Source organism: Aeromonas sobria, assembly GCF_000820145.1.
In the GTDB taxonomy this organism is placed as follows: Bacteria; Pseudomonadota; Gammaproteobacteria; order Enterobacterales; family Aeromonadaceae; genus Aeromonas; species Aeromonas sobria.
This window is the reverse complement of sequence record NZ_CDBW01000003.1, coordinates 70,941-85,740: the sequence shown is the minus strand read 5'-3', so window position 1 is coordinate 85,740 and position 14,800 is coordinate 70,941. Positions and strand designations below refer to the sequence as shown.

14 protein-coding genes and 2 tRNA genes are annotated in these 14,800 nt (G+C 54.2%); 14 read left to right on the top strand and 2 right to left on the bottom strand.

The window, feature by feature from the left end; all coding sequences use genetic code 11:
- Window positions 1-106: 106 nt before the first annotated feature.
- The 3 genes from pomA to greA all read left to right on the top strand — a co-directional run bounded on the left by pomA (window position 107) and on the right by greA (window position 2,400).
- Window positions 107-865 carry a flagellar motor protein PomA gene (gene pomA, locus BN1135_RS01125; RefSeq protein ID WP_042018184.1) on the top strand — a complete coding sequence of 253 codons (759 nt, stop codon included), beginning with the start codon at window positions 107-109 and terminating at the stop codon, window positions 863-865.
- Between the two features lie 8 nt (window positions 866-873).
- Window positions 874-1,767 (top strand): flagellar motor protein MotB, encoded by an 894-nt coding sequence (locus BN1135_RS01120; protein ID WP_042018183.1) that lies wholly within the window; start codon window positions 874-876, stop codon window positions 1,765-1,767.
- 156 nt (window positions 1,768-1,923) lie between these two features.
- Entirely contained in the window at window positions 1,924-2,400 is a 477-nt protein-coding gene (greA, locus tag BN1135_RS01115; protein WP_042018182.1) for a transcription elongation factor GreA, read from the top strand.
- Window positions 2,401-2,472: 72 nt separating this feature from the next.
- Here the strand turns inward: greA and BN1135_RS01110 are convergent, their stop codons facing one another.
- Complete coding sequence (locus tag BN1135_RS01110; RefSeq protein WP_042018181.1) at window positions 2,473-3,054, bottom strand: hypothetical protein; 582 nt, start codon at window positions 3,052-3,054, stop codon at window positions 2,473-2,475.
- Window positions 3,055-3,157: 103 nt separating this feature from the next.
- Window positions 3,158-3,454, bottom strand: coding sequence for a ribosome assembly RNA-binding protein YhbY (yhbY, locus tag BN1135_RS01105; RefSeq protein ID WP_042018180.1), 297 nt, complete (start codon window positions 3,452-3,454; stop codon window positions 3,158-3,160).
- Window positions 3,455-3,551: 97 nt separating this feature from the next.
- Between yhbY and rlmE the strand changes: the two genes are divergently transcribed.
- From rlmE to infB, 11 genes are all read left to right on the top strand, one after another.
- A complete protein-coding gene (gene rlmE / locus BN1135_RS01100) occupies window positions 3,552-4,181 on the top strand; it encodes a 23S rRNA (uridine(2552)-2'-O)-methyltransferase RlmE (protein WP_042018178.1) in 630 nt (209 codons plus the stop codon).
- Between the two features lie 45 nt (window positions 4,182-4,226).
- A complete protein-coding gene (gene ftsH / locus BN1135_RS01095; protein WP_042018176.1) occupies window positions 4,227-6,173 on the top strand; it encodes an ATP-dependent zinc metalloprotease FtsH in 1,947 nt (648 codons plus the stop codon).
- A 60-nt stretch (window positions 6,174-6,233) separates the two neighbouring features.
- Window positions 6,234-7,079: a dihydropteroate synthase gene (gene folP, locus BN1135_RS01090; RefSeq protein ID WP_042018175.1), complete on the top strand. Its 846-nt coding sequence runs from the start codon at window positions 6,234-6,236 to the stop codon at window positions 7,077-7,079.
- A gap of 15 nt (window positions 7,080-7,094) precedes the next feature.
- Window positions 7,095-8,429, top strand: a complete 1,335-nt coding sequence (glmM, locus tag BN1135_RS01085) for a phosphoglucosamine mutase (protein WP_042018173.1) — start codon at window positions 7,095-7,097, stop codon at window positions 8,427-8,429.
- Between the two features lie 131 nt (window positions 8,430-8,560).
- Complete coding sequence (gene tpiA / locus BN1135_RS01080; protein ID WP_042018171.1) at window positions 8,561-9,325, top strand: triose-phosphate isomerase; 765 nt, start codon at window positions 8,561-8,563, stop codon at window positions 9,323-9,325.
- Window positions 9,326-9,652, top strand: coding sequence for a preprotein translocase subunit SecG (gene secG / locus BN1135_RS01075; protein WP_042018170.1), 327 nt, complete (start codon window positions 9,326-9,328; stop codon window positions 9,650-9,652).
- Between the two features lie 9 nt (window positions 9,653-9,661).
- Window positions 9,662-9,746, top strand: a tRNA-Leu gene (locus BN1135_RS01070).
- Between the two features lie 93 nt (window positions 9,747-9,839).
- Window positions 9,840-9,916 (top strand) — tRNA-Met (locus BN1135_RS01065).
- 166 nt (window positions 9,917-10,082) lie between these two features.
- Window positions 10,083-10,541, top strand: coding sequence for a ribosome maturation factor RimP (gene rimP, locus BN1135_RS01060; RefSeq protein WP_042018169.1), 459 nt, complete (start codon window positions 10,083-10,085; stop codon window positions 10,539-10,541).
- A gap of 14 nt (window positions 10,542-10,555) precedes the next feature.
- Window positions 10,556-12,058: a transcription termination factor NusA gene (gene nusA / locus BN1135_RS01055; RefSeq protein WP_042018167.1), complete on the top strand. Its 1,503-nt coding sequence runs from the start codon at window positions 10,556-10,558 to the stop codon at window positions 12,056-12,058.
- A gap of 20 nt (window positions 12,059-12,078) precedes the next feature.
- Window positions 12,079-14,778, top strand: a complete 2,700-nt coding sequence (infB, locus tag BN1135_RS01050; RefSeq protein ID WP_042018166.1) for a translation initiation factor IF-2 — start codon at window positions 12,079-12,081, stop codon at window positions 14,776-14,778.
- Window positions 14,779-14,800 lie beyond the last annotated feature (22 nt).

Below are 14,800 nucleotides of genomic sequence, written 5' to 3'. Positions count from 1 at the left end.
TAATGAACCAGCATTCTCTGTGGGTTGAGGCTTGCCGCATGGGATGCAATAGCAGAAAATTCAACAGACTATAATAGCCATAAGAACGGGTGACAGGAGTAGGAACGTGGATCTAGGCAGTCTGATAGGGATAGTGCTGGGTTTCGGGGTGGTGGTTTACGGCATGCTGCTGGGCGGCCCCATGAGCATGTATGTGGATATGCCATCGGTCTATATCACCATTTTTGGTTCAATCTTCATCGCCATGATGAAGTTCAACATTGGCCAGTTCTTTATGGCATTCAAGGTTGGCGGCAAAGCCTTTATGTACAAGGGCGACAAGCTGGATGATTTAATTACCAAGGCGGTCGAACTGGCTGATGCAGCTCGCAAAGGGGGCTTTCTGGCGCTGGAAGCGGCTGAGATCCCCAATCCTTTCATGAAAAAAGGGATCGATATGCTGGTGGATGGCCACGATGCCGATGTGGTACGTGCCGTGATGGAAAAAGATATCGAGTTGACTGCCGAGCGTCATGTCACCGCCATCAAGGTTTTCCGTACCCTCGGGGATCTGGGCCCTGCCATGGGGATGATAGGTACCTTGGTGGGACTGGTGGCTATGCTGGCCAACATGAGTGACCCCAAGTCAATCGGCCCGGCGATGGCGGTTGCCTTGTTGACCACCCTTTATGGTGCGATTTTGGCAAACATGGTCGCGATTCCCATCGCGGACAAGCTGGAGCTGCGTAGCGGCGAGGAAAAACTGTGTCGAGCGTTGATTCTGGACGCCATTATGGGGATTCAGGATGGCCAGAACCCGCGGGTGATCCAGTCGATGTTGCAAAACTATCTGAATCAATCCAAACGTAATACCGGCACCGAGTAGGGGGCAGTATGTCCGATTGCAAATGTCCGCCGCCCGGCCTACCCGCGTACATGGGTACGTTTGCCGACTTGATGTCACTGTTGATGTGTTTCTTTGTGTTGTTGCTCTCCTTTGCCGAGATGGATGTACAAAAATTCAAGCAAATCGCGGGTTCCATGGAAAAAGCCTTCGGTGTGCAGAATATTCTCGAGGTAAAAGATATTCCCAAAGGTACCTCGGTGATTGCCCAGGAATTTCGGCCTGGCCGTCCCGAGCCAACGCCGATTGATACCGTGATGCAGCAGACCATCGACATGACCCAGACCGAACTGGAATTTCTGCCCGGTGAGTCGGATCAGGCTGGTGGTCAGGACAAGAGTGATGGCAAACAGACAGGGGGGGACACGGCTCAGGATGCGCAAAAAGCACAGCAGCAGTCCAATACCTTGGCCAAAGCGCTCGCTGAACAGATGAAAGATCAGATTCAAGACGGAGCCATCGAGATCGAGGCGCTGGGCCAACAGATTATCATCCGGATCAGGGAAAAAGCGTCATTTCCTGCCGGATCCGCTTTTTTGCAACCCCAGTTCTGGCCGGTTATTCGCAAGGTTGCTGCGTTGCTCAAGGATGTACCGGGTGAAATAACCATTTCTGGTCACACCGATAACGTCGCGACCGAAGATGAGCTGTTCCAGTCCAACTGGGAGCTCTCCTCCCAGCGGGCGGTGGCGGTGGCGCATCAGATGGTCAAGGAGCCAGGCTTCGATGGTCGGCGGCTGGTGGTGCAGGGGATGGCAGATTCCCAGCCGCTTGTGCCCAACACCACCCCCGAGAATCGTCGGATGAACCGTCGGGTAGAGATCTCTATCCTGCAGGGTAAACCGACCGTATCGGCGCCTATCTCGGTACCGGAAGGGAAGTAAGCATTGCCGATGCGGGACAACCAGGGCGGACTGGCTGCAGGGCGCTGACGTGGATTTTGTGTTGGCTTCATATTAAGATGCCTCATCCGAACCGATTGCTGCGGCTTCCTAGCAGATAGCCGCAGTGTCTATTTTCAAGCAACCCAGGTTTCGACTATGAATCATACTCCGATGACTGTTCGCGGCGCTGAGAAGCTGCGCGCAGAGCTCGACCATCTCAAGACCGAGCTTCGTCCCCAGATTATCGAAGCGATTGCCGATGCGCGTGAGCATGGCGATCTGAAAGAAAATGCCGAATACCACGCTGCCCGTGAGCAGCAGGGGTTCTGCGAAGGCCGCATCCAGGAGATCGAAGCCAAGCTCTCCAATGCTCAGGTGATCGATGTCACCAAGATCACCAATAATGGCCGTGTCATTTTTGGCGCGACCGTGACTCTGCTCAAGAGCGAGACCGAGGAAGAGGTTATCTACCGCATCGTGGGTGATGATGAGGCGGATATCAAACAAAACCTTATCTCTGTCAACTCGCCGATTGCCCGTGCGCTGATTGGCAAGGAAGTAGACGATGTCGCTATCGTCAAGACCCCTGCTGGTGATGTGGAATACGAAGTGCTGAACGTAGCTTACGTTTAAGCGACGTCAGGTTATGACGAAACAGGGGGGCTGGTGCTCCCCTGTTGTATTTGGCTAAGACTGAGATACTTGCTAGGGCAGATAAGCCTCGGTAAAGGTATTCTGATGGCGCTGGAACAGCCACTGACGTAGCCGTTCGATGTCGCTTTCGCTCATCTGAAAGCTCAGTGCCCAGGTTGCATGGTTGGCATCAGACTTGATGCGCCGAACCAATCTGGCATCAAGGGGGAAACAAGCCTCTTGCGCGATGCAGAGTTCTCCACTGAGTGAGTCATCGGCTAGCATATCGGTTGGCAAGTTTTCGACAATGAGGCCGTTCAGTGAGAGGCTTAATACTTGAAATAGCCCTTTACTGCTGTGTAATTTGGCTTTTTGCTCGAGACGCCAGGCCCGTGGCCGGGTAAAGCCAAGCTCCCTGATCACTGGTGCAGCCAGCCGAGGCTCGACAACACCCTCAGCGGCTTCGATAAAGGTAAGCGGAAAGCGTAACTGATGGCCTGCGAAGCGCGCTTCGAGTACCAGGTGTTCGGCTTTGTGCAGCAAGCCAAGCATGGGGGCATCAAGGTGTCCACTCAGGACATGGGTGTCCTGATTGCTCCCCAAGTCCCGCAGCATGGCCAGCTCATCTTCAGTGAGAATTTGATGGTGAGCCATAATGCGTATCCAAAAGTATTCATCGCAGGTTAAGGGCTTTGCGACTACTTTGGCAAGCGACTCGGGAAGAAGTGGAATAAGGAAAGAGCGATGCTCTTCCCTTTTACTTGCGGGGCAGCTGGATTTTTGGCTCGGTGGCTTGACGATAAATAGTCAGCACGTGGCCCATGCTTTGCACCTTGATTGCAGCGGTTTCACGGACGATTGCATCCATAACCAGTTGCTTCATCTCGCGATCTTCAGCGGCAACCTTAACCTTGATCAGCTCGTGATGGTTCAGTGCCAGATCGATTTCGGCCAGTACACCTTCGGTCAGACCATGCTGACCCAGCAGGACGACGGGTTTGAGGCTGTGAGCAAGGCCCTTGAGGTACTGTTTCTGTTTATTGTTGAGAATCATCGCAATTTCTTCATAAGTCAGGGTTGAAAGGGGCGTATTCTAACCCCACTTAGCCCTTAATACTAATAACCCTTGTGGTTTTTTAAAGTCGATTATCATGACCCAGAAAAAGCGTTCCCCCAGTTCTAGCCGCTGGTTAAAAGAACATTTCGACGATCAATACGTCAAAAAAGCTCAAAAATTGGGCCTGCGTTCCCGTGCTGTTTTCAAGATTGACGAGATTCAGGGCAAGGATCGCTTGCTCAAAAACGGCATGACAGTTGTGGATTTGGGGGCGGCTCCTGGTGGCTGGTCCCAGTTCGCGGTTGAACAGGTTGGTGAGTCGGGTCGCGTTATTGCATGTGATATTTTGCCGATGGATCCCATTGCCGGTGTCGATTTCCTGCAAGGGGACTTTCGGGAGGATGCTGTGCTCAGTGCCTTGCTGGGAAGAGTCGGTCCCGATAAGGTCGATGTTGTGATGTCTGATATGGCACCTAACATGAGCGGTACCCAGCAGGTGGATCAGGCGCGCGCCATGTATCTTGTCGAGCTGGCACTGGACATGTGTAATCAGGTATTACGCAGTGACGGCAGTTTCGTAGTGAAGGTGTTCCAGGGGGAAGGGTTTGATACCTATCTCAATGAAATACGTAAACTTTTTTCAGCTGTTAAAATTCGTAAACCAGACTCATCCCGTGCCAGATCTCGGGAAGTCTACATTGTGGCTACCGGTTTTAAACTGTAGTACCCTACCCTTCATCGTTAACTGTCAGTCTGCGAGGTTACTGATTTGAGTGACATGGCGAAAAACTTAATCCTGTGGCTGGTCATCGCCGTCGTATTGATGTCGGTGTTCAATAGCTTCAGCCCCAGCGATACCACCAGTCGCCAGCTGGACTATTCCAGCTTCGTTAAAGAAGTGACCCAAGAGCAGATCCGTGAAGTGCGGATGGATGGTAAGGTCATTAATGGCGTCAAGCGCACTGGTGAAAAATTCACCACCATCATCCCTGCGCCGGATCCCCAGCTGCTCAATGATATGCTCAATCACAACGTTAAAGTGATGGGCGAGAAGCCGGAAGAGCCGTCTCTGTTGACCTCTATCTTCATCTCCTGGTTCCCGATGCTGTTGCTGATCGGTGTCTGGGTCTTCTTCATGCGTCAGATGCAGGGCGGCGGTGGCAAAGGTGCCATGTCGTTCGGCAAGAGCAAGGCTCGACTGATGAGTGAAGATCAGATCAAGACCACCTTTGCCGATGTCGCTGGTTGCGATGAGGCCAAAGAGGAAGTGAAGGAGCTGGTCGACTATCTGCGTGATCCGAGCAAGTTCCAGAAACTGGGTGGCAAGATCCCGACTGGTGTGCTGCTGGTTGGCCCACCTGGTACCGGTAAGACCCTGCTGGCCAAGGCCATTGCTGGTGAAGCCAAGGTTCCGTTCTTTACTATCTCCGGTTCTGATTTCGTGGAGATGTTCGTTGGTGTCGGTGCCTCGCGGGTACGTGACATGTTCGAGCAGGCCAAGAAGTCCTCCCCTTGCATCATCTTCATTGATGAAATTGATGCGGTCGGTCGTCAGCGTGGCGCCGGTCTGGGTGGTGGTCACGATGAACGTGAGCAGACTCTGAACCAGATGCTGGTTGAAATGGATGGTTTTGAAGGTAATGAAGGCGTCATCGTCATCGCTGCAACCAACCGTCCTGACGTACTGGATCCTGCATTGCTGCGTCCGGGTCGTTTCGACCGCCAGGTTGTGGTCGGTCTGCCGGATGTCCGTGGTCGTGAGCAGATCCTGAAAGTTCACATGCGCAAAGTTCCGTTGGCGGATGACGTCAATCCGGCCCTGATTGCTCGTGGTACCCCCGGTTTCTCCGGTGCTGACTTGGCCAACCTGGTCAACGAAGCAGCCCTCTTCTCTGCCCGTGAAAGCCGCCGTGTGGTTTCTATGGCCGAGTTCGAGAAGGCCAAGGACAAGATCATGATGGGCGCTGAACGTCGCTCCATGGTGATGAAAGAGTCCGAGAAAGAGATGACGGCATACCATGAAGCGGGTCACGCCATCATTGGTCGTGTGGTACCGGATCATGATCCTGTCTACAAGGTCTCAATCATTCCCCGTGGTCGTGCGCTGGGTGTCACCATGTATCTGCCGGAGCAGGATCGCTGGAGCCACTCCAAGCAGCATCTGGAGTCAATGATCTCCAGTCTGTATGGCGGTCGCTTGGCAGAAGAGCTGATCTACGGCGCCGAAAAGGTCTCTACCGGTGCGTCCAACGACATCGAGCGTGCGACTGACATTGCTCGCAAGATGGTGACCCAGTGGGGCATGTCCGAGCGTCTTGGTCCCATGCTCTATGCCGAAGAGGACGGTGAAGTGTTCCTCGGCCGCAGCATGGCTAAGGCCAAGCATATGTCTGACGATACCGCCCGCGTCATCGATGCCGAGGTCAAGCTGGTGATTGATCGCAACTACGCCCGCTCCAAGCAGATCTTGCTGGATAACATGGACGTGTTACACACCATGAAAGATGCGCTGATGAAGTACGAAACCATCGACGCCAAGCAGATCGATGATCTGATGGCGCGCCGCGAGGTCCGTGCTCCGAGCAACTGGCATGATGAGCATGGTGATACGCCGCAGGGTGGTTCTACTGTTGCTGCCGAGGCCAAGCCGGCCGATGAGGCTGCACCGGTGGCGGATGTCACTATCGACAAAGCCAACGACGCTCCGGCCAAATAATCGTGACTCTCCAAACCCCGGGCTTGCCCGGGGTTTTTCTTTATGCAAATGGACGCGAAGATGCAGTTAATCAGCAAGGGGCTCAGCCTCTCTCTCGATCGCCCCCATGTGATGGGGATCCTCAACGTAACCCCTGACTCCTTCTCCGATGGTGGCAATTTCAATCAGATTGAACGGGCGATGGCCCATGCGCGTCAGATGGTCTCTGATGGTGCCACGCTGATCGATATCGGTGGCGAGTCCACTCGCCCCGGCGCGCCGGATGTGAGTGAGCAGGAGGAGCTCGACAGAGTCATTCCCGTAATCAAGCGAATAGCCGCAGAGCTGGAGGTGATGATCTCTCTCGACACCTCCAAGGCGGGGGTGATGCGGGAAGGCTGCCAAGCGGGTGCCCATCTGATCAACGATGTGAGGGCGCTCCAAGAGGAGGGTGCACTGCAGGCTGCCGCCGAAGCCCGGGTACCGGTTTGTCTGATGCATATGCAGGGGCAACCGAGAACCATGCAGGTCGAGCCACACTATGACGATCTGCTGGGGGAGGTGCGTGGCTTTTTTGATGAGCGAATCACGGCTTGCATGGCTGCCGGTATTGCGCGTGAACAGCTGCTGCTGGATCCCGGCTACGGTTTCGGCAAGACCCAGGCGCACAACTACCAGCTACTGGTGGCCCAAAAGGAACTGCTCGATTATGGCTTGCCGCTCTTGGTGGGGATGTCGCGAAAGTCTATGATAGGCAACCTGCTGGGCCGTTCGGTTGACGAGCGCCTAGCGGGCAGTCTGGCATGCGCCCTTATCGGGATGCAACATGGTGCCCGTATCATCAGGGTGCATGATGTGCGGGAAACCATGGATGCACTGCGCGTGGGCTGGCAGGTAATGACGGGACAAGATTTTATTTCCAAATAATAAAGAGAACAGACAATGGCAAGAAAGTATTTCGGCACCGATGGCGTGCGTGGCAAGGTTGGCGAGTATCCTATCACCCCTGAATTCGTGATGAAGCTGGGTTGGGCGGCTGGCAAGGTGTTGTCCAAGAAAGGTACCAAGAAGGTGTTGATTGGCAAAGATACCCGCATCTCCGGTTACATGCTGGAATCCGCACTGGAAGCCGGGCTTTCCGCCGCGGGTCTCAAGGCCATTCTGATGGGGCCCATGCCCACTCCGGCGGTTGCTTATCTGACGCGCACCTTCCGTGCCGAAGCCGGTATCGTCATCAGTGCCTCCCACAACCCCTTCTATGACAACGGCATCAAGTTCTTCTCCGCCGATGGCACCAAGCTGCCCGATGATGTCGAGATGGCCATCGAGGCCGAACTTGACCACGAGCTCACTTGTGTCGAGTCTGCCCTGCTTGGTAAAGCAATGCGCATTGATGATGCGGCTGGTCGCTATATCGAATTTTGCAAGAGCACCTTCCCCTCTCATATGAACCTTGATGGTGTCAAGATGGTGGTTGATTGTGGTCATGGTGCCACTTATCACATCGCCCCTTCCGTTTTCCGCGAGTTGGGCGCCGACGTGATCACCATGGGCTGTGCTCCGGATGGCCTCAATATTAACGATGGCGTCGGTTCTACCGCACCTGAGGCGCTGGTTGCCAAGGTATTGGAGTGCAAGGCCGATCTGGGGGTTGCATTTGATGGTGACGGTGATCGTCTGATCATGGTTGACCATACCGGTTATCTCATCGACGGTGACGAAATCCTCTATATCATCGCCCGCGATGCCTTGCGCAATGGTCGCCTCAAGGGTGGCGTAGTCGGCACCTTGATGGCCAATATGGGTCTGGAGCTGGCCTTGCAGACCTTGGGTATTCCGTTTGCCCGTGCGCAGGTGGGTGACCGCTATGTACTGGAGATGATGGAAGAGAAAGGCTGGCGTATCGGTGGTGAGAACTCAGGTCACATCATCTGCCTGGATCAAACCACCACAGGTGATGGCATTGTAGCCGCCTTGCAAGTGCTCACTGCCATGCGCAGTGCCGAGATGCCGCTGGCCAAGTTGCGCTCCGGTATGAGCAAGTTCCCGCAAGTGCTGGTGAATGTCCGCTTTGCCGAAGGCAATGATCCGTTGGCGGCTGATGCTGTTATGGAGGAGGTTGCCAAGGTAGAGCAGGAGTTGGCTGGTCGAGGTCGAGTCCTGTTGCGCAAATCCGGCACCGAGCCTCTTATCAGGGTGATGGTGGAAGGGGAGCATGAGCAGCAGGTACGTGACATGGCTCAGCGTATCGCACAACAGGTAAAGTCGGCGTTTTAATGAGCACGGGGGGCGGCTTTTTAGCCGCCCTGGTTGTATCTTGTTCAAACGATTCAAAAAATTAAAAATAGCACTTGTCAGCTGAGCATCCTCTGGATATTATCAGCCCCGCTTTCGCAAGGGAGTTGCCGATGGGAAACCGCAAGCCGTTTGTAGCAGCCAATTGGAAGTTGCACGGTAGTAGGTCGCAGTTAGAGCAGTTTACGAGTCAATGCCTGAAAGGTGTTGATGAAAAAGTAGATGTGGTTCTCTGTCCTTCCCATGTGCATCTCGACTTTACCGCTTCACTGCTCAATGAGCAGAAAGTAATAAGGTTGGGGGCTCAGAATGTGAGTCAGCACTATGCTGGCGCTTACACCGGAGAAATCTCGTGTCAGATGCTGGTCGAGGCAGGGTGTCGTTACGTATTGGTAGGGCACTCCGAGCGCAGGCGTCTCTTTGGTGAGACCAGTTTTATAGTCGCAGAGAAGTTTGCGGCAGCCAGAGCGGCAGGCTTGATTCCCATCCTCTGTTTAGGTGAGTCAGGTGCAGCAAGGCAAGCGAGAAGAGCCTTTGAGGTGATCGCTGAAGAACTGGATATCGTCATAGAGAAAAATGGCGCGATGGCTTTCGATAATGCTATCATCGCCTACGAGCCGATTTGGGCTGTAGGTACAGGTAAGTGCGCCACACCCGAGCAGGCACAAGAGGTTCATTCCTTTATACGCGGTCGCTTGGCGGAGGATACTCCGGTAATAGGTGAAAAAGTTAGAATCATCTATGGTGGGAGCGTAACGCCGACCAACGCGAGAGATTTGTTTGCCCAGCCCGACATTGATGGCGGTCTGATTGGTGGTGCAAGTCTTGATAGCGACACGTTTTTAGGAATTGTTGAAGCGGCAAAGGGTGCAAGTTAAATGTACGAGATTCTTTTAGTCGTTTATCTGTTGGTATCACTGGCTCTGATTGGTCTGGTGATGATTCAGCAAGGTAAAGGGGCTGACATGGGCGCCTCCTTCGGCGCAGGGGCATCGAATACTGTATTCGGCTCCGGTGGTTCAGGTAGTTTCCTGACCCGAACAACAGCAATTTTGGCTACTCTGTTTTTCATTATCAGCTTGGTGCTTGGATCTCTGTCCACACACAAGGTGAAGCAGGGTAGTGAGTGGGAAAATCTGCAACAAACCGAACAGGCTGAGCAGACTAAAGCGCCAGTAAACAAAGATACTGACGTTCCCCAGTAAGAGAGTTTTGCCGTGGTGGTGGAATTGGTAGACACGCTATCTTGAGGGGGTAGTGCTCTAGGGTGTGCGGGTTCGAGTCCCGCCCACGGCACCAATTAAGCAGTGAGCTCGGGCAATCGAGTATATTATAGTCAGTCTCGCTCTTGTACCAAGAAGCTAGAGTGGCTATAATCTCGCACGATTCGGACGCGGGGTGGAGCAGCATGGTAGCTCGTCGGGCTCATAACCCGAAGGTCGTCGGTTCAAATCCGGCCCCCGCAACCAAATTTCACGCATTTCCTACGCTCAGGAAAGCGGTCGCTGCGAGGCGACAGTCAGGGTAAAGCGCCAAGCCCCGATTTGACATCGGGGCTTTTTGTTACGTGCGATTTACTCTGAATCGATATTTATCTGGGCTCTATGCCCTTTTTTTGTTTTTCGGAGGGTGACTTTGGCTACGTTGGAACAACGTTTGACCGATCTGCTCGAGGCTCCGGTCGTTGCCTTGGGTTTTGAACTTTGGGGTATTGAGTTTACCCGTGCAGGTAGCTACTCCACCTTGCGTGTCTACATCGATAGCGAGCAGGGTGTGACTGTCGAGAGCTGTGCAGCAGTCAGCCATCAGGTTGGCGCCATCATGGATGTCGAAGATCCCATTACCGAGGAGTATTACCTCGAGGTGTCCTCCCCGGGTCTGGATCGCCCCCTGTTCAAGGTTGCCCAATTCGAAAAATACGTTGGCCAAGAGGCGGCGGTTTCGCTTCGGATGGCAACAAATAACCGCCGCAAGTTCAAAGGCGTAATCAAAGCTGTGCAAGGCGACATGATCACCCTGACAGTAGATGGTAAGGACGACGTGTTGGCTTTCACCAATATCCAAAAAGCGAACATAGTGCCGAACTTTGGTTAACGAGGCTATCGGATATGAATAAAGAGATTTTGCTGGTCGTTGACGCAGTATCCAACGAGAAGGCGGTACCCCGCGAGAAGATCTTCCAGGCTCTGGAAACTGCGCTGGCGACTGCGACCAAAAAGAAATATGAAGGCGAGATTGAAGTTCGGGTTGAAATCGATCGCAAGACCGGTGACTACGACACCTATCGCCGTTGGGTTGTGGTTGCTGATCAAGCATCCATGGAAAACGCCTACGGTGAAATCACCCTGGAAGCTGCGCAGATTGATCAGCCGGAAATCCAGATCGGTGAGTATGTTGAAGACCAGATCGACTCTGTTACTTTCGACCGTATCACTACCCAGACCGCCAAACAGGTTATCGTGCAGAAAGTGCGTGAGGCCGAGCGTTCCCAGGTAGTCGATCAGTTTAAAGATAAAGAAGGCACCATCATCAGTGGTGTGGTCAAAAAGAGCAGCCGCGACAACGTGGTTCTCGATCTGGGCAGCAATGCCGAAGCCGTGATCTTCCGTGATGACATGCTGCCGCGCGAGACCTTCCGTCCGGGTGACCGCATTCGTGGCCTGCTCTACGCAGTTCGCCCGGAAGCCCGTGGTGCCCAGCTGTTCGTCAGCCGCTCCAGCCCTGATTTCCTGAAAGAGCTGTTCCGCATCGAAGTGCCAGAGATCGGCGAAGAGATGATCGAAATCATGGGTGCTGCCCGTGATCCGGGTTCTCGCGCCAAGATCGCGGTGAAGACCAACGATCGTCGTATCGACCCTATCGGTGCCTGTATCGGTATGCGTGGTGCCCGTGTGCAAGCTGTTTCAGCCGAGCTGAACGGTGAGCGTGCCGACATCGTGCTGTACGATGACAACCCGGCCCAGTACGTGATCAATGCCATGGCACCTGCCGATGTGGCCTCCATCATTGTTGATGAAGATAACCACACCATGGATATCGCCGTGGAAGCTGCCAACCTGGCTCAGGCCATCGGTCGCAATGGTCAGAACGTGCGTCTGGCCTCCCAGCTGACCGGTTGGGAACTGAACGTGATGACCGTTGAAGACATGCGCTCCAAGCACCAGGCTGAAAACGATCGCATCATGAACCTGTTCACCAGCACCCTGGATATCGACGATGAGTTCGCCGGTCTGCTGATGGAAGAGGGCTTCTCTACTCTGGAAGAGATCGCCTTCGTACCGGTTAACGAGTTGCTGGCTGTCGATGGTCTGGATGAAGACATGGTCGAAGAGCTGCGCAACCGTGCCAAAGATGCCCTGACTACCAAGGCACTGGCTAAAGAAGAATCTTTTGATGGCGTTGAGCCTTCTGAAGACCTGCTCAATCTGAATGGCCTGAGCCGTGAAATGGCTTACGCTCTGGCGGGCCGTGGTGTTGGCACTCTGGAAGATTTGGCTGAGCAAGGTATTGATGACCTTGCTGATATCGAAGAGTTGACTGCCGAGAAGGCTGGTGAGCTCATTATGGCTGCTCGTAATATCTGTTGGTTCGGAGAAGAGCAGTCCGAGTAAGATCAAACGGAGGAAAATGAATGGCAGAAGTATCAGTCAAACAACTTGCCACTGACATCGACACACCGGTTGATCGTCTTCTCCAGCAGTTTGTCGATGCCGGTATCAGCAAGAGCAAGGCCGACGACATGGTTAGCGAGTCTGAAAAGCAGACCCTGCTGGCACACCTGAAGAAACAGCATGGGGGTGACGAGGTCGCCACTCCTGCCCGCATGACCTTGCAGCGCAAGACCAAGAGCACCATCAGTGTTCAAGGTACTGGCGGCAAGAACAAGGAAGTGCAGGTAGAAGTGCGTAAATCTCGCACCTATGTAAGACGCTCGGCGCTGGAAGATGAACAGCGTCAGGTGGAAGCCGAGGAAACAGCGCGTTTGGAAGCAGAAGAAAAAGCTCGTTGCGAGGCCGAGAATAAGGCCCGTCTCGAAGCTGAAGAGAAGGCTCGCCGTGAGGCTGAGCAGGCTCGTCGTGACGCTGAGGAAAAGGCGCGGATCGAGGCACAATCAAAGGCTCGACAGGCTCCACAGCCCGCCAAAGCAGCCAGTAGCACAGCTCAGCAAGAGGCAGAAAAGATGGCCAAGCGCGAAGCAGAAGAACTGAAGCGCCAACAGGAATTAACCGCTTTGCAAAAAGCAGAAGAACTCGCCGCAAAGAAAGCCGAAGAGGCTCGTCTTATGGCAGAACAGAATGGCCCTCGCTGGGCTGAAGAAGAAGCTGCTCGCGCCAAAGAGAGCAGTGACTATCATCTGACCACCAACAAGCATGCGCAAGCCGCAGAAGATGAGTTGGACCGGAAGGAAGAGACCAGCCGTCGTACCGCTGCAGCTGCTGCGGTCAAGGCCCCGAAAAAGCCGGGTCGTCGTGAAGATGATCGTGACTCACGCAACCCGCGTGCCCGTAAAGGCAAGCGTGGCAAGGTGGCTACTCCTAACGCGATGAAGCATGGCTTCAACAAACCCGCGGTAGTGGTCAACCGTGACGTGGTCATTGGCGAAACCATCACAGTAGCCGAACTGGCTAACAAGATGGCCGTCAAAGGCGTGGAAGTCATCAAGGCGATGATGAAGATGGGCGCCATGGCGACCATCAACCAGGTGATCGACCAGGAGACCGCTCAGCTGGTCGCCGAGGAGATGGGTCACAAGGTAGTGTTGCGTCGTGAGAATGAGCTGGAAGAGGCGGTACTGTCCGATCGTGACGAGACCTCCGAAGCCAAGCCGCGCGCTCCGGTCGTGACCATCATGGGTCACGTTGACCACGGTAAAACCTCGCTGCTCGACTATATCCGTAAAGCCAAGGTTGCTGCTGGCGAAGCCGGTGGTATTACCCAGCATATCGGTGCTTACCACGTCGAAACTGACAGTGGCATGATCACCTTCCTGGATACTCCGGGTCACGCTGCGTTTACCTCCATGCGTGCTCGTGGTGCCAAGTCCACCGATATCGTGGTACTGGTTGTTGCTGCCGATGACGGCGTCATGCCGCAGACCATCGAAGCGATCCAGCACGCCAAAGCGGCTGGGGTACCTATCGTTGTTGCAGTTAACAAGATCGACAAGCCTGAAGCGGATCCGGATCGCGTCAAAACCGAACTGTCCCGTTACAACGTGATGTCTGAAGATTGGGGTGGCGATAGCCAGTTCGTTCATGTTTCTGCCAAGTCTGGCGAAGGCATCGACGATCTGCTGGAAGCCATTCTGATCCAGTCCGAAGTACTGGAACTGAAAGCTGTCGTTGATGGTATGGCAAGCGGTGTGGTTGTTGAATCCTTCCTCGACAAAGGTCGTGGTCCGGTTGCAACCGTACTGGTTCAGCAAGGTACCCTGCGTCAGGGCGACATCGTCCTGTGTGGTCTGGAATACGGCCGTATTCGTGCGATGCGTGACGAATTGGGTCGCGACATCAAAGAAGCAGGCCCGTCTCTGCCGGTCGAAATCCTCGGTCTGTCCGGGGTGCCGTCTGCCGGTGACGAAGCCACTGTTGTACGTGACGAGAAGAAAGCCCGCGAAGTGGCACTCTATCGTCAGGGCAAATTCCGCGACGTCAAGCTGGCTCGCCAGCAGAAGGCCAAGCTGGAAAACATGTTCGCCAACATGACCGAGGGCGAAGTGTCCGAAGTGAATGTGGTGATCAAGGCCGACGTACAGGGCTCTGTGCAAGCTATCTGCGATGCGCTGGTTCAGCTCTCTACTGATGAAGTTAAAGTCAAGATCATCGGCTCAGGTGTAGGTGGAATCACCGAAACTGATGCGACCCTGGCTGCCGCTTCCAGCGCCATCCTGGTTGGTTTCAACGTCCGTGCTGACGCATCTGCGCGCAAGGTCATCGAAGCCGAGAGCCTGGATCTGCGTTACTACTCCGTCATCTATGATTTGATCGACGAAGTGAAGCAGGCCATGAGCGGTAAGCTGGCTCCTGAATATCGTCAGGAGATCATCGGTCTGGCTCAGGTGCGTAGCGTCTTCAAATCACCCAAGTTCGGCGCGGTTGCCGGCTGTATGGTTACCGAAGGTGTGGTCAAGCGCTCCAACCGTATCCGTGTTCTGCGTGACAACGTGGTTATCTATGAAGGCGAGCTGGAATCCCTGCGCCGCTTCAAGGATGACGTTAACGAAGTCCGTAACGGTTATGAGTGTGGTATCGCGGTCAAGAACTACAATGACGTGCGCGAAGGCGACCAGATCGAAGTTTACGAGACTGTTGAAATTCAACGGACACTGTAAGCCGAGAGTCAGACAAAATAGG